General features: G+C 59.1%; 17 protein-coding genes. All 17 read right to left on the bottom strand.

What is annotated here, in order from left to right; translation table 11 throughout:
* Nucleotides 1-35: 35 nt before the first annotated feature.
* Nucleotides 36-455 carry a PTS sugar transporter subunit IIA gene (locus ACTQX9_RS00235; RefSeq protein WP_427719849.1) on the bottom strand — a complete coding sequence of 140 codons (420 nt, stop codon included), beginning with the start codon at nucleotides 453-455 and terminating at the stop codon, nucleotides 36-38.
* Nucleotides 456-501: 46 nt separating this feature from the next.
* The gene (locus ACTQX9_RS00230; RefSeq protein ID WP_441540179.1) at nucleotides 502-1,563 is read right to left on the bottom strand and encodes an SIS domain-containing protein; all 1,062 of its coding nucleotides are present in this window, start codon (nucleotides 1,561-1,563) and stop codon (nucleotides 502-504) included.
* A gap of 60 nt (nucleotides 1,564-1,623) precedes the next feature.
* Nucleotides 1,624-2,739, bottom strand: a complete 1,116-nt coding sequence (locus ACTQX9_RS00225) for an SIS domain-containing protein (protein WP_441540178.1) — start codon at nucleotides 2,737-2,739, stop codon at nucleotides 1,624-1,626.
* 193 nt (nucleotides 2,740-2,932) lie between these two features.
* Complete coding sequence (locus tag ACTQX9_RS00220; RefSeq protein ID WP_427719867.1) at nucleotides 2,933-3,646, bottom strand: GntR family transcriptional regulator; 714 nt, start codon at nucleotides 3,644-3,646, stop codon at nucleotides 2,933-2,935.
* Entirely contained in the window at nucleotides 3,631-4,398 is a 768-nt protein-coding gene (locus ACTQX9_RS00215; RefSeq protein WP_441055349.1) for a GntR family transcriptional regulator, read from the bottom strand. Before ACTQX9_RS00215 ends, ACTQX9_RS00220 begins: the two co-directional genes overlap by 16 nt.
* Nucleotides 4,399-4,436: 38 nt before the next feature.
* Entirely contained in the window at nucleotides 4,437-4,925 is a 489-nt protein-coding gene (locus tag ACTQX9_RS00210; RefSeq protein ID WP_441540177.1) for a hypothetical protein, read from the bottom strand.
* Between the two features lie 219 nt (nucleotides 4,926-5,144).
* The gene (locus ACTQX9_RS00205) at nucleotides 5,145-5,804 is read right to left on the bottom strand and encodes an SGNH/GDSL hydrolase family protein (protein WP_441540176.1); all 660 of its coding nucleotides are present in this window, start codon (nucleotides 5,802-5,804) and stop codon (nucleotides 5,145-5,147) included.
* Nucleotides 5,805-5,872: 68 nt separating this feature from the next.
* On the bottom strand, nucleotides 5,873-7,402 hold the full coding sequence (locus tag ACTQX9_RS00200; protein ID WP_441540175.1) for an FGGY-family carbohydrate kinase: 1,530 nt from the start codon (nucleotides 7,400-7,402) through the stop codon (nucleotides 5,873-5,875).
* Nucleotides 7,403-7,413: 11 nt separating this feature from the next.
* Nucleotides 7,414-8,223, bottom strand: a complete 810-nt coding sequence (locus ACTQX9_RS00195; protein WP_441540174.1) for a BtpA/SgcQ family protein — start codon at nucleotides 8,221-8,223, stop codon at nucleotides 7,414-7,416.
* 76 nt (nucleotides 8,224-8,299) lie between these two features.
* On the bottom strand, nucleotides 8,300-8,728 hold the full coding sequence (locus ACTQX9_RS00190; RefSeq protein ID WP_441540305.1) for a secondary thiamine-phosphate synthase enzyme YjbQ: 429 nt from the start codon (nucleotides 8,726-8,728) through the stop codon (nucleotides 8,300-8,302).
* Entirely contained in the window at nucleotides 8,728-9,591 is an 864-nt protein-coding gene (locus ACTQX9_RS00185) for an amidohydrolase family protein (protein WP_441540173.1), read from the bottom strand. The genes ACTQX9_RS00190 and ACTQX9_RS00185 overlap by 1 nt, the downstream gene beginning before the upstream one ends.
* Nucleotides 9,592-9,603: 12 nt before the next feature.
* The gene (gene frlD / locus ACTQX9_RS00180) at nucleotides 9,604-10,404 is read right to left on the bottom strand and encodes a fructoselysine 6-kinase (RefSeq protein WP_441540172.1); all 801 of its coding nucleotides are present in this window, start codon (nucleotides 10,402-10,404) and stop codon (nucleotides 9,604-9,606) included.
* A 56-nt stretch (nucleotides 10,405-10,460) separates the two neighbouring features.
* A complete protein-coding gene (locus tag ACTQX9_RS00175) occupies nucleotides 10,461-11,333 on the bottom strand; it encodes a PfkB family carbohydrate kinase (protein ID WP_441540171.1) in 873 nt (290 codons plus the stop codon).
* Between the two features lie 100 nt (nucleotides 11,334-11,433).
* On the bottom strand, nucleotides 11,434-12,402 hold the full coding sequence (locus tag ACTQX9_RS00170; RefSeq protein ID WP_441540170.1) for an SIS domain-containing protein: 969 nt from the start codon (nucleotides 12,400-12,402) through the stop codon (nucleotides 11,434-11,436).
* Nucleotides 12,403-12,503: 101 nt separating this feature from the next.
* Nucleotides 12,504-13,361: a sugar phosphate isomerase/epimerase family protein gene (locus ACTQX9_RS00165; RefSeq protein ID WP_441540169.1), complete on the bottom strand. Its 858-nt coding sequence runs from the start codon at nucleotides 13,359-13,361 to the stop codon at nucleotides 12,504-12,506.
* 17 nt (nucleotides 13,362-13,378) lie between these two features.
* Nucleotides 13,379-14,941 (bottom strand): amidohydrolase, encoded by a 1,563-nt coding sequence (locus tag ACTQX9_RS00160; protein WP_441540168.1) that lies wholly within the window; start codon nucleotides 14,939-14,941, stop codon nucleotides 13,379-13,381.
* A 10-nt stretch (nucleotides 14,942-14,951) separates the two neighbouring features.
* Nucleotides 14,952-16,415: a YfcC family protein gene (locus ACTQX9_RS00155; protein ID WP_441540167.1), complete on the bottom strand. Its 1,464-nt coding sequence runs from the start codon at nucleotides 16,413-16,415 to the stop codon at nucleotides 14,952-14,954.
* Nucleotides 16,416-16,680: the final 265 nt, after the last annotated feature.

The following is a 16,680-nucleotide window of genomic DNA, read 5'->3' as shown; positions in this document are numbered from 1 at the left end:
GTGCCGTCTTACGGCGTGTCAGTAGGTGCTGCGGATTAGAACTCTTCTTCCTCGTCGTCATCGACCAAAAGATCGTTGACAAACTTCACGCGCGTATCGTCCGCAGCGACGATGGTGCGAATCGTCTCTTCAACCGGCACCGACTCGTCAGAGAACAGCAGCTGAATGAGCAGAGGAAGGTTCATGTTGGTAACGAGGTACGTGCGGGGGCGCGTCTGGACGATCTTGGTGAACTCGTTGTTGACGCTGCCGCCAAAGAGGTCGGTGCACACGACGACATCATCGTCGGCAGCCATGCCTGCCAGCAGTTTTTGGGCCTCCTCGGCCACGTCCATGCGGTCATCGACGAACATCGAAAGATCGTGGACGTTGTCGCGAGCGCCCGAGAGTAGCTCGATGCTCTCCTTGATGCCGGTAGCGAAGTGCGCATGGCTGGCGATGATGTACTGTCTCATTCTGTGTTCCTCTCAATAGCCCGGCGCGTTCCCGCACCCGTTTTCTTTAGTAGTCGAACTGGTGATAGTAGCGACGATACTTGAGGTTGTGCTTGGTGACCGTCTCGTAGTAGCGAGCCAGGCGGTCGGTAACGAGCACCGTCAGAATCCACGGGGACACGATGACGCGGAACTCGTCGTCAAGGCCGGGGATCGCGAACTCGGCGGTGTCGATGACGTTGACGTCGGTGTCGCCGGTCACGCCGCGGGTCAGGAAGGCGCGGACGCGCTCGTCGAGCTTGCGGTTCTCGTCCTCGCCCATGAACAGGAAGACCGGGACGCCGGGCTCCACGAGCTCGAGGGTGCCGTGGAAGAAGTCGGCCGAGGTGATGTAGCGGGTGCGCTTCCACTGCATCTCCTCGAGGATGCACATCGAGAAGAGGATGGTCTCGCCCCACAGGGCGCCGGAGCCGATGAACATGGTGTAGGGGGCCAGGGCGTACTTCTTGGCGAGCTCCTCGGCGCGCGGCTCGAAGCGCTTGCGGATGTCGAGCATGTCCTTCCAGATGTCCTTGGTCTGCTCGATGAACAGGTCGAACTTGGGGAAGCAGCCGCGGCGGTTGAGCAGGCGCAGGCCGAAGCAGTCGGCGAGGTAGTAGCCCTTCTCGCAGCCGCCCGAACCATGGTCGGAAGCCATGGCGACGCAGTTCTCGGCGCCGACGGCCTGGCCGATGGGGCCCTCGGGCTTGGTCATGGCGTAGACGCGCACGCCCATGTCCTTCATCTTCTTGACGGCCTCGAGGACCTCGGGGGTGGTGCCGGACTCGGAGGCGGTGAGCACGACGGACTTCTCGGTCATGCGCTTGTGGCCGGAGACGTTCCACTCGGCGGCGTGGATCAGGTAGACCTCGAGGTCGCGGTCGCCGAACTTGTTCATGAGGTACTCGAGCTGCATGAGCTCGTCCCAGGTGCCGCCGACGCCCATCAGGAACACGGCGTCGTAGCCCTCGTCGGCGACCTTGTCGGCGAGCGCGGTCATCTTCTTGCCGGTCTCGTAGAGCGCCTTGCCGTCCTCGAGGTAGCCCTCCTGGTCGAAATGCATGATCTCGATCTTCTCGGTTTCCTTCATTTGTCTCTCCTTTCTGGGGTTGTCTTCACATCCCCCATGCCAACGGGCATCAAAACCCGCTTACATTCCGTAACACTCAGCCGCTTTGGCCTTAAGCGCATTGACTGACTCTTCGTAGCCCTCTGCCTTGACCTCCATTTGCTTGGAGACGGCATCGAGATACGGGTGCACGTCCCATGACTTCAGACGCTCGGCGATCATGGCCGCAATCGTCTGGAAGAACACAAGATTGGGAATTGCGCTGAGCAGCGGAGCCACCTGAGGCACCACAACCTCGTGAGCCTTACCCTTGGGATGGGCCGTGAGCAGCACCGTTTTTGCCGTAACGTTCGATAGCGCATCGGCGATATTCGCAAGACGCTCCGACCCCTGCGGATCGTCGACGATAAACACCAGATAGCCCGGAACAATCTGCATCTCGGGACCGTGGACGAACTCCTCGCCTTCGTGGTGCATGGCAGGAATCTTGATGGTCTCGCTCAGCTTGAGCGCCGCCTCCTCGGCAACACCGTAGTTGGGTCCGTTGCCGACGACCATGGCGGGCGTGTGCTCAGAAAGATCGAGCATGTGGTCTTGGACATATGCCTCGGCGGTCTTGCACATCACGGCATTGGCATGGATAGCCTCGCGCAGGTCGTCAAGACGCTGGGCAACGCCCCTGGCGTCAATCGTTCCGCGCGCCTGACCGCCGTAAATACCAAAGAGCACCAGGTACTCAACGAGAACCTCAACGCCCAGAGTCACAAAGTCCACCGACTCGACGCCCACACCGTAGTCAAGAACGATGTCAGTGTGCTCCTTGATGGGTGCCTCGACGTTTGCCGTGAGCGCAACTGCAGCCATATCGTGTGCGCACATGTAATCGAGCGCCGCAATCGTATTGGTTGAATAGCCGCTCTGCGAGACGGCGATGTTGAGCGCATGCTGTGGATAGGTGTGTTCAAAATCGACGAAGGCCTCGGGCGTCACAACGGACACCTGCATCTGCAGCGCATCTTGCAGGTAATCGCGGGCGCAATCCGCAGCATGGCGCGACGAACCCGAAGCAACGATGCGCAGCGCGTCAAAAGAACCGGACTGGAAAATATCAACGAGCTGCGCTACCAGCTCAGACGAACGCTCGAGGTTCTCTCCCATACGCACATGGGCAAGCTGAACGTAATCGAGCATCTTCATCGTCTCACCTCGTAACAAATCATTAGTATTTGATACCAATCACAGTTACAGGTTACGGCTTTTTGATACCTCTTTGTCGATTAATTAATCCCCTTCGGCGAACGGTCGATTTTGAGCCATGTAAGGTTGTATATACAGTCGGTCAAATTGCCCAAACAGACCGGCTGTTACCGCGCGCGATGCAAAGCCCCAGCTAGTACGTATAGGTGTAGCCGCCCGCATCGCCACGATTGAAGGACTTTACATACTCGATAGCCTGACCGCTCGCGTCATAGCTCACGCATTCCAAAAGCAAAACAAGATCCCCTTGTTCCAAGCCAAGCAAGCCCGCGTCGCGTGCGCCCACCGCCTCGATATCGAGCTTCTCCTGAGCCATGACCGGCTTTCGGCCTAGCATCTCATAGGTCTCGTACAAGCTGAAGACCGACACGTCAATATCTTCGATTGTGGGAAACAGCCGGCACGGGATGAACGCCATCTCAATCGATACGGGATCGCCGTTGACGCAGTTCAAACGCCGAATCGAATACAACAAATCGTCCTCGGCAATGCCAAACAGGTTGGCATAATATGGGCCCGCATAACGCTTGGAACGCGCGAGGATACGGACGGACGGCTCGCCGCCCGAAGCACGAACCGACTCGCGAAAGCCTCCTGTTCGCTCGTAGGCAACGGGTACTTTCTGCGCCACAAACGCGCCCTTTCCGCGGACGCGTCGAATCTGCCCGCGCCGAACCAGCTCATCGACAGCGCTTCGGATGGTCAAGCGTGTCGTACCAAATTCCTCGGCGAGGTCTTTTTCGGACGGAATCATGGAACCCGTGGGATATATACCGCGCTCGATACGTTCCTCGATGCGGCGTCGAATGCGCATATAAACCGGGGTGGCATCTACTGTTTCAGCCATTGTTCACCTGCCACGCTTCTCATTCCGTTCTTTTCGCCGTTATCGGCAAAGCGGAACTTTGTGGGCAAAATCACCGATTTGCAATGCTCCACAAAACGCATGTCCTTATCAAATTCGATCGAGCTCTCATAGAACACCGGCGTTCCCTCTTCTTGCTGGAGCAGCTCGGCCTCCTCGACGTTCAAACGCGAGATGGAGATATGCTCACGTCCATGCTCAACACGCACGCCACCTTCTTTGAGCAAGACATCGTAAAGGCTCTCGCACTCAAAATCGTGCTCGGTAAGCGATGGGCACAGGGACAGGTTAACGTGAGCCGTCTCGATTGACGCCGGCTCGCCCTCAATAAGTCGAACGCGCTGCATGCGGAGCAAAGGAGCGCCTACAGACACCCCAAGCTTGTCGGCAAGCGCCTCATCCGCCTCGATGGTCCCGGTGGAAACCAGACGAGAAGAGGGGTGCAGGCCGGCAGTCCGCACAGCATCGGAGAAGTTATACGTTTCCTGGAAGATGTTCAGCGGCTTGGGAGGACACACATACGTACCCGATCCGCGACGGCTCTCGAGCGTTCCACAAGAGATGAGCCGCGTGATACCGGCGCGCAACGCTGTACGCGAAACGCCGATCTCTTCGCACAGCACGCGCTCGGCCGGCAGGCGATCGCCGCCGGCAAGCTGGTGGTGCTGGATATACCAAAGAATTCCCTCAACAGCACGATCTTTGGGGGGAATTGCATAAGATTCGCCTGCCATTGCACAGACTCCTCATTCAGAAACGTATGCCGCCAAAATTAGACCAGCCCTCCCATGGCATCAAATTCGGCCTTGATCTTCTCGGCAACATTCCGATACGACTTATATAGACTTGAATCGCGTTTGACTTCGTCGGTCATAACGGGAATCTCTAATTTGGAAACCTCGTCTTTTCCCGTCTGAACCGCCACAACAACGCCCATACCAAGACACATATTACGCTTGGCAGCGTTTATTTTCGCCGCCTTGGCAGGATTTGCCAGGATACGCTGGGCAAATTCCTGTTTTGAGACCACTTCCTCGGCCTCCGGATCGCCCGCCTCGGCCACTTCGCACTGCAAAACGTCCGCATAGTCAAAGATCTTCGGCTGCGCACCGCGCTGATGCACGGCCCACTTGCGACGCGTGGCATCCTGGTAGATGGCCGGCAAAAACGTAAACCGCGGCGGGTCCAAAATAGTATCCGTGATGGTAAACACATCGGGATCAAAGGCGTCCTGCGGGTTTTTCTTCTTGAACAGCCCCATATCAGCCTCCCGTACTAGCATTAAACAACTCAAGCCGAATATAGCACCAATTTCAAGCTGTTACTTTAGTTCATCGGTGCATGGCACGTAAAACTCGCCCAGCGGAAGAGTTTACAGACGAGGGCCGGGGCGGCATCAGCAAAGTCTCCATTACTTAAAAATAATCAGACCCCGCATATCGAAACGGTCGAGCGCGCCCGCCCCAAGCGCGGCATCCATCTATGGACGAAATAGCTCTTCCAGAGTGCCCTTGACAGCATGGGCAAGCGCCTCATGGCCCTCGGGAGTCAAGTGGATATGGTCGACGGGGCTTGGATCGCAGACGCCGGCGGCATCCAGGAACGCGCACGTCTGCTCTTCCGCAATCACGCGATAGGACCGCGCCACCTCATGCGAGACCCGAACCGAATGATCGCCAAACGACGAAAGGACCACCTTATCCACACCTTTGCCAACATGCGGCGGGGAGACGATCAAGACCTTGGGCGAGGGGCACCCCACCGCCCAAGGGAAACGTTTGACAGCGAGCACAAGCGACTCGATGCCGCGAGCGATATCGTTTGCGGATAGATTGAAGCAGGTCTTCATGTCGTTAGTCCCCAGCATCAAAACCACGCAATCGATGGGCTGCGCGCTGGCAAGCGCAACCGATATATCGTCCAAACCGCACAAACCGCCCTCGAACGGGTCGCGATGAACCGTGGTCCGGCCGCATAGGCCCTCTTCGACAATCAGCCACTCCGGTCCCAGCAACCCCTGCAGCACGCCCGGCCATCGCACATCGAACGGATAACGAAACCTCGTCCCGCTCGCAACGCCCTCGGGATCGTATCCATAGGTGTTGCTGTCACCAAAACACAATACCGTTCTCACGCTCATCGCGCCCTCTTCCATCTCTCGGGACCCCCGCTCACCGTGCCGCGACGCCCCGTTTGCGCTCTCCGCCATCATCCGACGCTCGCTCCAAGCTCGTGCATAAGGTCGCTGTTCCTTTGGTACAGCATATCGAACACCTTTCGGCGCTCCCGATAAAGCGCATGGACAGCCGGATCGGGTGCCACCACCCCGCCCGCACCGACACGCTCGACAAGCTCGTCCCAGTCCGCGCACGCGCCGTCAGCCAGCGCCGCCATCAGCGCGTCCCCAAAACATGCACCCATCGTCACGCGCGCGGTACGAACCTCTTTACCGCATGCGTCCGCGATCGCTTGCAGCCATACGGGATTCTTGGTACCGCCGCCCACCGCCATAAGACGTTTGATGGCAAGGCCGTGCTCCCGTTCCAAGATATCCACATGCGCCGCCACGGTGAAAGCGATACCCTCCAACGCCGCGCGTGCCACATGCCCGCGAGTATGCCCGACCGTGAGTCCAAACAATACGCCGCGCGCCAAGGGATCGTTCAAGGGGGTGCGCTCACCCGCAAAGTAGGGCAGGCAGATCAGACCATCCGCTCCAGGCGGAACCTCGGACGCCTCGCGCGCCATGACCTCGAATGCGTTCGGTCCCCCAGAAAGCTCATCGGCCAGCGCATCTCGGTAGAACTCGTCCCTAATCCACTTGGTCAGCGTGCCCGCGGTATTCGTTCCCGCGCAGATTCCATACGTACCGGGAATGATAAAGGTCCCGGGCCACAGCCTGGCATCTTCCACCATGCGATCGCTGATATAGATGAAATAACAGCTGCTTCCCATCTGAACCATCAGGTCTCCGGGCACCGCCACACCCGTTGAGATCGCCTCGGCGCCGGAATCCCCGGTTCCGACCAGCACCGGCGTCCCGGCGGCGAGCCCTGTCTCGGCGGCGGCCTGTGGCGTCACCGCGCCCGCGATATCCGTGGCGCTCATGACCTCCGCCATCTGATCGGGACGGCAAAACCCCTTACAGCCCTCATCATCCACTTCCCAGGTCTCCCGGTTATACAAGGGCAGGAAGTCCTCCGCAAGATATCGATCGATGCAGAATCGTCCGGTCAGCTTCGCGCAGAGATAGGACGATGCCGTCAGAAACTTAGCGGCGGCGGTGGCAATCTCGGGCATGTTGTCATAGAACCACATCACTTTAGGGGCTATGTCGGACGAGCAGGGATCGTGTCCCATCATCTCCCTCGCCCGCTCTTCGCCATACGCCGAAAGAATCTTTTCGATCTGGGGCTGGCTCCGCGCATCGACTCCATAGAGAATTGCCGGCGCGAGCGCGCGGCCCTCGCCATCCACCGATACGCAATCGCACCCCAGCGCCGAGAATCCCACGCAGCCGATAGATGAGGGCTCGATACCCATACGTGCGATGATCTCATGGGAGAGCTTGCAGAAATCCCCCCACCAGACCTGCTCAGCATCATGTTCGAACCAACCGGGACGGGGATTGCGGGTCTCGTGCGAGCACGCGACGGAGCACACCACGTTGCAGTCGGAATCTATGAGCACACCCTTCGATTCGCCCGTACCGATATCGATGCCCAAATAATACGTCATCGCCCGGCCCCCTATTCGCCGCGAGCCGCACGCGCAGCCGCCATAAAGGAGGCGACGCGGTCGGCATCGATAGGTGCGGAGAATACACCATCGCGTTTGAGACACGTTCCCACAAAGGCGCCGTCGCAGTGCGAGAGTACATCTGCCACCGTCTCGGCCCTGCAACCGGTGCCGCACACCACGGGAACCTCGGAAGCGGCATCGCGTACGGAACCGACCAGCTCCGAGGAGGGGCCGCGTCCGGGCGCCTCCCCTCCCACAACTAGGGCATCAGGCATGCAGTTAAACATGATGGAATCGGCGATCTGGGCCGTGGTGCGGTCGTTGAGATACACCTCTCCCTCGCTGGTGACAAAATGGAAGAGCTTGAGGTCATCTAGGCGCAAGGCGCTTTTGAGCCGCATGGTATGGGCGAAATCGCGATCGATGACGCCGAGGTCGCCCGCCCATGCACCGGTGAACATGCAGCGCGTAAACTGCGCGTCAACTGCCGCGCACAACTCGATTGTTGCGTCCCCGTCGTAAATCGCCTCCGCGCCCCAGGGCAGCGAAATATGATCGGACAGCGAGCCGATAACGCGCCCCATCGCGGCAAGCGTCACGGCCGACACGCGCTTTTGATACGGCATGCTGAACTCGTTGGTGATCAAGATGCCGTCGACCCCGCCTTCTTGCAGCGCATCGAGATCGCGCTTGGCGGCCTCCGCAACCGAAGCAATGGTTCCACCTGGATAGTACAAGGGGTCTCCGGGCAACGGTTTGAGGTGCAGCAACCCGATAATGGGCTTCTCGGTACCAAACAACTCGGTCAAAAATGACATGGCAACTCCCATCTAAACGTCGTTCCATGCACAACGGGACCGGCGGGATTTTAAATGCCGCCGGTCCCGAATCCGTCTACTCTCCCAAGACCTCAACGTAGATCTTCCTACGCTGAGGCCCATCGAACTCGACAAGGTAGATATTCTGCGCGCCGCCGCAGACCACCCTTCCGTCTTGGACGGGAAATAAGCAGCTGTTGCCGGTGATCATGCTCTTGATATGACCACAGGAATTATTGCCCGTCGCCCCGTAGCTGGGAAGGAAGTGGGCGTGGGCGTAGGGCATGTCCAGGGGCGCGATGCGATCGAGGGTTTCCGCAAGGTCGGTCTCGACGCAGGGAAGGCCCTCATTCACCACGATTCCGCAGGTGGTGTGCGACAAGATGATCGCCGCCAAGCCGTTGGTGACGCCACTTCGCTCGATCGCGGCATGCACATCGCTGGTGATATCTATAAACTGTTCGGGCTTATCGCTCAGATACGATAGGGTCTCAAGCGTAACCATCACAAGTCTCCGCCTTCCAGGAATCGAAGCGCCGTGCCGCCATATAGTCTCTCGCGCGCGTCCTCGCGCATGGGCACGGCATCAAGGGCGCGCTTCAATTTGAACGCACGGAACCGGGGCGTGTTGCTCGCGAACATCACCTGGTGCGACAGGCTCCTCTCGTACCACAGCGGACCCATGTCCTGAGTGAACAGGCGCATCATCATCTCTTCGGGTGAATCCAGATACGTGATCGAGGTCTCGGTGTAGCAGTTGGGATATTTGAGCATCATGGCCACCATTTCGCGAACCCATGGCCATGCGAAATGGGCGAGGCAAAACCTCACATGGGGATGCGTCATGATCACGCGTTCGAAAGCAAGCGGATGACAGGCGGAAAGCGGAGCGGAAGGCTCCCACGACAATCCGGCATCGAACATGACGGGCATGTTGTAATCTTCGCAGATACGATAGAGCCGCTGGGCACGAGGGTCGTTGGGGTCAAATCCCTGTTTCGCGGGATGCAGGAATAAACCCTTTGCCCCCAAATCCTTAAAGGCGCGTTCCAGGGATTCCGGCGCGTCGTCAAGCGCGGGATCCACGCTCGCAAATCCCCAGAGCCTGTCGGGATGCGCGGCGACCAGCGAAGAGATCTGCTCATTCGTCCCAAAATGGCCTCCCAGGGCGCTGGTGACATCCAAGGGCATGAGCACGCTCTTGTCCACGCTGCAGACGTCGAGCTCGACCTCGATCTCATCCCATTCCATAGGGCCCATGTGCCCCATGCCAAATTCTCGCTCCCAAAACGAGAACCCATCCGGCGCATCGCCCGGCGTATAGATCTCCTTGTACAGCATGGGGTGGACATGCATGTCGATTAACATCGCAAACGCCTCCTAGTAGGGCTCGAAGCGACCGATGACGCGCGATGAGAGCTCCGCGCCCTCGCTCATGCACTCATCAACGCCGCCACCGAGTATCAGTCCGTGGGTGAACCCGGCGATATAGGAATCCCCCGCCCCGACCGTGTTGACAACTTCTGCAGCTTCGACAATGCCGCACTCATGGAACCGCTCGCCATCGAACGCGACGCTTCCTCGTTCGCCAAGGGTCGCGACGGCTACACGCGGTCCGTAGCCCTGGACTTTTTCCAGCCACGCGCAAAGCTCCGGCGTATCCTCCTCAAACGACATAAAGGCGTAGTCAACAAACGGAAACAGTTCTTCGCAGCGATACTCGGGATCTTGGCTGAACACGGAAAAGTCCATTACCACCGTTTTGCCCGCGGCATGCCATTCTGGAAGGCGATCGAGGCAATTACCGAACAAATCGGTATGGATGATGTCGTGCTCGAGCACGAAAGCCTCGTCCTCATCTGTAAGGAAGTAATTCTCCATCACCCCGTCGATCGCCTCCAGATGCACGCGGTCGGTTCCGTTTTTGAGCGCCATGAGCATCACGCTGGTATCGCCCTGCTCGACTCGCAGGTGGGAGATATCTATCCCTTCTGCGGCGAGCGCCTCGCGCATCTTCTCGCCGTAGCGATCCTCGCCCACCACGGAAACGACCGAGACGGGTACGCCCATCCTCGAGAGGTGCACGCCCCAATCGACTCCGTTGCCCGTGGGATAGAAGACATCCAGGTTCTGGTAGACATCGGCGCAGCAAAACCCTACTGCGCAGGCACGAACGGTCATTTTGACTCCTAACGCAAGGCGGGGCGCCTCCAAGACACCCCGCCACGACAAACAGCCTAGTTCTCGTAGACCAGCGGGTGGCCCCAGCTGCCCTCGATCTTGCAGGTCTCCGCCGCAAAACCGGCAGCGAAGTCCAAGCTCTCGCGAATCGCGGCCTCGCCGCACTCGCCGGCCTTCTTCTTGGAAAGATAGGTGACCAAAAACGCCGTCAGCAGCGAATCGCCGGCCGCCATAGCGTCCTTGAGGTCCTCGGGCGCCACGGGCTTGATGCCCTGCTCGTAGAAGTTTTCGCCATCATAGGCGACGGAGCCCTTGCTCCCGCGCGACGCGCATACGATTTGGGGGCCAAGCGCCTTCACCCACTCGAGCTTCGTCTTGATATCCTCCAGGGAAGCGTCGCCCATGGACATAAAGGCGTACGTCACAAATGGCGCAATCTGCTCGAAGTACTCGTCGGTGGAGTCATCGGAGAAGTCGAAGCTGATCGGCACGCCGGCAGCCTTGATCTTGGGAAGCTCGCGCTCGGTGAAGCAGTAGTTGCCGCTGTGCACCAGGTCGAAGCCGCTGACGTATTCGGCGGCGAAGCGGTCTATCACATAGCGCATGTCGCCACGTATACCGCCTTCATTGGAACCGAGGAAGATGCGGTCCCCGGTTTCGTCAACGGTCACGCGAGCAGCGCCGTTGACGCCCAGGGCCTGCTGGCAGCGAAGAAGCTCGATGCCCTCGTCCTCAAGCGACGCGATAACGTGCTCTGCTTCCTGATCGGATCCGAAGATTCCCATGTAAGCGCTGCGGTCGACGCCGAGCTTCTTGGCGAAGACGGCGAAGTTCACCGCATTGCCGCCGGGGTACATGGTCTTGATGTGCTCGTACTTATCGACGACATTGTCTCCAAAGCCGAGCACGCTTATAGGATAGGCTGCCATGGTTAACTCCATTCGGGTATATCGCCGCGGTTACGGCGAGCAGCAGGGGTGCGAGGGATTCGCGCGGCTCAACGTGCCCGGCACCCCGCTTTAAAAGCCGTTAGTACTTCTCGATGCCCATGTAGCGACGGACGTCAGGATGATGGTCGAACACCTTGCCGCGAGCGGAGCGCAGCTCGCAGTTCATCGCGTAGAACAGGATTGGATCGAGGAACGCGCGGACGCTTGCCGGAATCTGGTCCATGCCGTACTCCATGGCATCGAGCACCATGAGGGTGTCGGTATGGGTCTCGAGGAACGCGAGGGCGCGCTCGTCCATAGCCCGGCACTCGCTGGAGGACATCTGCAGGAAGTAGAAGACTCCGGGCTCGGTCACCTCGAAGGGGCCGTGGAAGTACTCACCGGAGTGGATATAGGCGCAGCTCTGCCACTGCATCTCCATAAGCGAGCAGATAGCGAAGCCATAGGTCTGGCTAAACACGGGACCGGATCCCAAGATATACAGGAACTTGTGGTCCTGGCACAGGGCGGCGAAGCGGTCGCAAAGCTCGGCGTTGACCTTCTGGCGAGCTGCGGGCAGGATCTGATCCATCTTGGCGATGCCTTCGTACATGTCCGCAAGGTCGGCATAGCCCTCCTGCTGGTCCAAGACCTCGGCAGCAAGAGCCAGGGAGATGCCGGCGGGCACCTCCGCCTGCGGAACTCCCTCGCCCCACGGATACACCCAGCAGGTCCACTCGCCGTTATCGATGCCGGAGCCGGCGTTGTCGGTCTGGGCGATAACGGTTGCGCCCGCCGCCTTGGCAATCGTGCACGCGTCGATTACCTCGCGCGTGTTGCCGGAATGGCTGCAAGCGATAACAAGGGACTTTTCGCCCAAGCGCTTGGGGCGCATGATATCGAACTCGCGGGCGGTATACGCCTCGCTGGTAAACGTGGTCGCCTCGCGCTTCAGCAGCTCGTGAGCAGGCAGCAGGTCGATGAGGGAACCGCCGCAGGCGACCCAAAAGACGCTATCGAAACGGCCCTTTTTAGCGATTGCGTCGGCGATGAGATCATGTGCGTTCATTGTTGTTCTTCCTTTCGATACGGCGGACGAGTCCGCCAGCGTTTACTACAAGTCTTCACGTCGCGCGTGTTGATCGCCCCGCGCGAATGGGGAGCTACGCGCTAATCGACAAAATACTTCTCGAAGGCGTCCATGTTGCGCCGGTCCGCGGCGGCAGGATCATCGAAATACTTTCCATCGGTGATCTCCTGGCCAAGATAGCCCTCGAACCCATGCGCGTTGAGGACGCGTACGAAATCGTCCATGCTGTGCTTTCCATCGCCCCAAACCAGATGGCCGTATGGGTCGCCATCAATGAAGTGCATGTTCTTTATGGCACCGTCGCCAAACTCGGCAAACCACTCTTCAAGGCTCTCGCCGGCGACTCCCATAGCGGTAGTGTCCACCATTGGGGTAAGGTGCGGGCTGGCTACCTGGTCGAGCATGCGCCTAGCGTCTGCGAGCGTAACCACCAAGTTGCTCTCTTCCGGCCGCAAACTCTCCATGCAGAGAGTCACGCCGTGCTCGCCGGCATAGTCCGCAAGAATCGCCAAGTGCTCGGCAGAGCGCTTCCAAGCCTCCTCGCGGTCCTCGTCCCAGTCGCCCCAACCGGAGTTGATGGACATATACGGGGCGCCGAGCACCTCGGCGAGCTCGATGCCGTGCTTGAAGTACGCAAGGCTCCGCTGCGCGTGGAGGGGCTTTCTAGCAGCGTACTGCCACGGATACACCACGTTCTCCGGGCACAGGGAGCTCACGGAGAGGCCGCGGGACTCGATCTTGTGGCGGAGCTCGTCGGCCTCGAAATACCCCGTGTGGTCCAGCGTCACATGCGGCTCTGCCGCCCACAGCTCGATGGTTTTGAAGCCAAGGCGCTGCTGGACATCAAGGAAGTAATCGAGCGACCACATGATGTAGTGAATGTTCATGCCGGCGACCTGCTCGCGATGCAGACGGGGCACAGAAGCGTTTAAATCCATGTTAGGCATCTCCTCTCCTAGCAATCTTCGTACACGACCCGGCCATCGCTCAGCGTGAGCGAGACCCGGATGTCTCGGGCATCTTTGGGGTCTACCGCAAACACATCGCGGTCGAGAACGCAGATGTCCGCGAGCTTGCCCGCCTCGAGCGTACCGAAATCGTCCTCGCGAACCAGATCGTAGGAACCCCCGGCAGTCCATGCCCGCAGCAGCTCGGCAACGCTGACGGTATTTTGCGGGTTGACGTCCAATCCGTCGGCGAAATACCCTCCGCAGGCGCTGTAGATCGAATCTCCCAGATGCGGGATAAGAAGGGGGAGGTCGGTGCCGCAGCACAGCACGCATCCACTATCCACCATGGCGCGACGGTTCCAGCTGCGGGAAAGCCTCTTCTCTCCTATCTGGCGGCGCATGGTCGAAAGGCAATCCTCGCGCTTATCAAGGGTGAGGATCTGGGGGTAGACCTCACAGATTCCGCCGATGGCGCCCATGCGCGCCAGATCGATCGGATCGGAGTTCTCAAGGTCCGTAATCGAATGCCTGCGAGCGAGCCTTCCCGACTCGTCGCGCGGCAGGCGCTCATACAGGTCGATTGTCTTGCGAACGGCCCCATCCCCCTGACAATGAAGGGAGTAACGGAATCCTTGGGCATCGATCTTAGACAGCTCGCGAGAAATGAGGTCCCATTCGGGCTCCTCGACCACGGTCTTTCCGCCGGCGCCCGCATCGGCCCCCTCCTCGTAGGGATCGATCATCTCGGCCAGGCCGCACCACACGCCGCGATCGGTCATGCGATTGAAGCCGGAGAACCTGACGAAGTCTCCTTGGAAGCGATTGCGCGCCGAGCAGGCGTAATCAAGATCGGCTCCGCGCCCGACGGGCTGGCTCATCATGTCGACTCGAACCGTGAGCTCGCCTTCCTGCTCGCGGCGATACATCTCGTCCGCAAACCCGTAATAATCGTCGAAGCACATCTCCTTGATGGCGGTGACGCCACGGGAGTTGAGCATGGCCATATAGTCGCCATATGCATCACGAACCTCCCGAAGGGGCAGGTAGTCGCGCATAAGACGCCAAATCATCTCGGCATAGCAGGCTTCGGGCGTGAACCCGTAGCGCTCGGAAGCGGCAGAGTTGAGCACGCAGGTCTCCGCGCCGGCAGTAAAGGCGACGGCAGGCGTGGATGAGAACTTCTCGTCCAGCATATCGACCAGGTCGTCACCCATGAGAGCGTCTGGAAGGTTCATGCCCAACGCCATAGGGGCCTGGGGCCGCTCCTCCTTCCAATTCGACATCGCGGTGAGAACATCATCTGCCGAGGCCACATCGATAAGATCGGCGCCGATGCGACGAAGCACCCAGCCGGTAAAGAACGTGTGCACGTCGACAAGGCCTGCCATGACGGTTCTGGAGCCAAGGTCGCGAACCTCGTCCGCATGCTTAATATATTCGGCAGCCCGATCAGAGGCACCCACGGATTCGATGCGATTACCGCGAATCGAGACATATCCGTCGATCGGTTCATCAGAAAGGCCGGTAAAGATGCTGCGGGACAGCAATACGAGCGAACGATCAGACACTGGGCACCTCCTACATCGGCAGCAGGCCGGAGATCGTAGTCGCGACCAATCCGAACAGAACCATGAAGATAAAGAACTTCCAGATGGTCTTCCACCATTGCCCAAAGGAAATCTTCGCTACGGCGAGACCCGCGACGGTCATGCCCGCAACGGGGCTGATGGTGTTGATGGTCTGGTTCGCGAACTGCAGAGCGGTGACGGCGGCCTCGGGATTGAGACCCATAAGCTCGGTCAGCGGGCCCATGACGGGCATGGTGAGTGCAGCGAGGCCGGAGCTGGAAGGAACGAGCAGCGAAAGCAGGCCAAGGACGATGTACATGAACGTGGTATAGATGAAGGACGGAGCGCCCGCAAGGAGTCCGGCAAGCCCGTTAAGAATAGAGTCGATGATCATTCCGCCCTCTGCGACGACCAGGATGCCGCGGGCGATACCGATGATGCAGGCTGCGTAGGCGAAGTCAGCGATTCCGCGGACGAACTCCTCCGCAATGGTCTTCTCGTCCAAACCGCCGAGAATGCCAGCGAGAAGGCCCATGGCCAGGAACACCATAGAGATCTCGTTCATATACCAGCCCTGGGTAACGAGGCCCCACACGATAACGCCCATGCCGACCGCGAAATCAATGAGGACGAGCTTGTGGCGAAGCGTGAACTCCTCTTCGACAGAGGCGTCGGTGACGGAGAACTCGATGCGCTTCTGCTTATCATCCTCATAGGTGATGGAAGACTTAGGATTGAGCTTGACGCGGTGCGCGTAGCGCATGGCCCAGAAAATGCCCGCGGCGGTGAAAATGACCCACAGGATGGCGCGGAGCCACAGCTGGGGATTTCCCTCGATGCCGATAACACCCTGGGCGATCAGCACGTTGAAGGGATCGATGGTGGATGCGCAGTAACCAAGGTTGGGACCGAGGAAGCAGATGATGAACGCGGTCATGGAGTCATACCCGATGCCCAGCATGATGGGGATGAAGATCGCGTAGAACGGCAGCGCCTCCTCGGACATGCCGAACGTGGAACCGCAGATCGAGAGCAGGATCATGGTGATGGGAATGATCAAGATGTCCTTGTTCTTCAACTTCTTGATCACGCGGCTCATACCGGCGTTTAGGGCGTTGGTCTTGGTGACGATGGCGAACGATCCGCCGATCAGCAGGACGAACGCGACGACATCGGCCGCAGCCTGGATGCCCTGGGTGGGAGCCTGCAGAACGGCATCGATGCCCTGTCGCAAATCGACGGTCTCCCCCGTCTCCGGATCGGTGTAGACCTTATCGACCTCTTGGTACGTTCCAGCTACAGCGACTTCTCGCTCGCCCGCAGCCGTCTGAATGATCTGACGGTCGAACTGACCCGATGGAACGACCCATGTGAGCACCGCGAAGAATACGATCAGCATGAACGCGATGGTGTACACATGGGGAAGCTGGAGGCGGAATCTGCGCTTGGGCTTCTCCTTTTTGGTATCCGACATTCTTGACCTCCTGTCAGAACAACGATGCTTGCCATAAATCCTCATGTATAAGCAAACATCTTAGGTTGTCCTATGTATAACCTGCATGAAGGTGCCGGTCAAGAAACATATTAGATTGTTCTATAAACGGTTGCTTTTACGCGCTAAACGGACCCGTTGCAGCGATGGTGAGGGCGGCGCGGCACAAGAAGGCAGGGAGGCTCGATAAGGGATGCTCCCGAGAAGCCTCGCGCGTTCCGGTTATGCATAAAGGGATGCAAGGCTC

It is taken from the genome of Collinsella sp. LCP19S3_F2 (genome assembly GCF_052121015.1).
Lineage (GTDB): Bacteria > Actinomycetota > Coriobacteriia > Coriobacteriales > Coriobacteriaceae > Collinsella.
This window is presented reverse-complemented; position numbering and strand designations above follow the sequence as displayed.

What these genes read in the sequence shown, in the direction of transcription:
- ACTQX9_RS00235 (WP_427719849.1), bottom strand. Translation starts at nt 455, where the DNA reads ATGAGACAGTACATCATCGCCAGCCATGCGCACTTCGCTACCGGCATC.
- ACTQX9_RS00230 (WP_441540179.1), bottom strand. Translation starts at nt 1,563, where the DNA reads ATGAAGGAAACCGAGAAGATCGAGATCATGCATTTCGACCAGGAGGGC.
- ACTQX9_RS00225 (WP_441540178.1), bottom strand. Translation starts at nt 2,739, where the DNA reads ATGAAGATGCTCGATTACGTTCAGCTTGCCCATGTGCGTATGGGAGAG.
- ACTQX9_RS00220 (WP_427719867.1), bottom strand. Translation starts at nt 3,646, where the DNA reads ATGGCTGAAACAGTAGATGCCACCCCGGTTTATATGCGCATTCGACGC.
- ACTQX9_RS00215 (WP_441055349.1), bottom strand. Translation starts at nt 4,398, where the DNA reads ATGGCAGGCGAATCTTATGCAATTCCCCCCAAAGATCGTGCTGTTGAG.
- ACTQX9_RS00210 (WP_441540177.1), bottom strand. Translation starts at nt 4,925, where the DNA reads ATGGGGCTGTTCAAGAAGAAAAACCCGCAGGACGCCTTTGATCCCGAT.
- ACTQX9_RS00205 (WP_441540176.1), bottom strand. Translation starts at nt 5,804, where the DNA reads ATGAGCGTGAGAACGGTATTGTGTTTTGGTGACAGCAACACCTATGGA.
- ACTQX9_RS00200 (WP_441540175.1), bottom strand. Translation starts at nt 7,402, where the DNA reads ATGACGTATTATTTGGGCATCGATATCGGTACGGGCGAATCGAAGGGT.
- ACTQX9_RS00195 (WP_441540174.1), bottom strand. Translation starts at nt 8,223, where the DNA reads ATGTCATTTTTGACCGAGTTGTTTGGTACCGAGAAGCCCATTATCGGG.
- ACTQX9_RS00190 (WP_441540305.1), bottom strand. Translation starts at nt 8,728, where the DNA reads ATGGTTACGCTTGAGACCCTATCGTATCTGAGCGATAAGCCCGAACAG.
- ACTQX9_RS00185 (WP_441540173.1), bottom strand. Translation starts at nt 9,591, where the DNA reads ATGTTAATCGACATGCATGTCCACCCCATGCTGTACAAGGAGATCTAT.
- frlD (WP_441540172.1), bottom strand. Translation starts at nt 10,404, where the DNA reads ATGACCGTTCGTGCCTGCGCAGTAGGGTTTTGCTGCGCCGATGTCTAC.
- ACTQX9_RS00175 (WP_441540171.1), bottom strand. Translation starts at nt 11,333, where the DNA reads ATGGCAGCCTATCCTATAAGCGTGCTCGGCTTTGGAGACAATGTCGTC.
- ACTQX9_RS00170 (WP_441540170.1), bottom strand. Translation starts at nt 12,402, where the DNA reads ATGAACGCACATGATCTCATCGCCGACGCAATCGCTAAAAAGGGCCGT.
- ACTQX9_RS00165 (WP_441540169.1), bottom strand. Translation starts at nt 13,361, where the DNA reads ATGGATTTAAACGCTTCTGTGCCCCGTCTGCATCGCGAGCAGGTCGCC.
- ACTQX9_RS00155 (WP_441540167.1), bottom strand. Translation starts at nt 16,415, where the DNA reads ATGTCGGATACCAAAAAGGAGAAGCCCAAGCGCAGATTCCGCCTCCAG.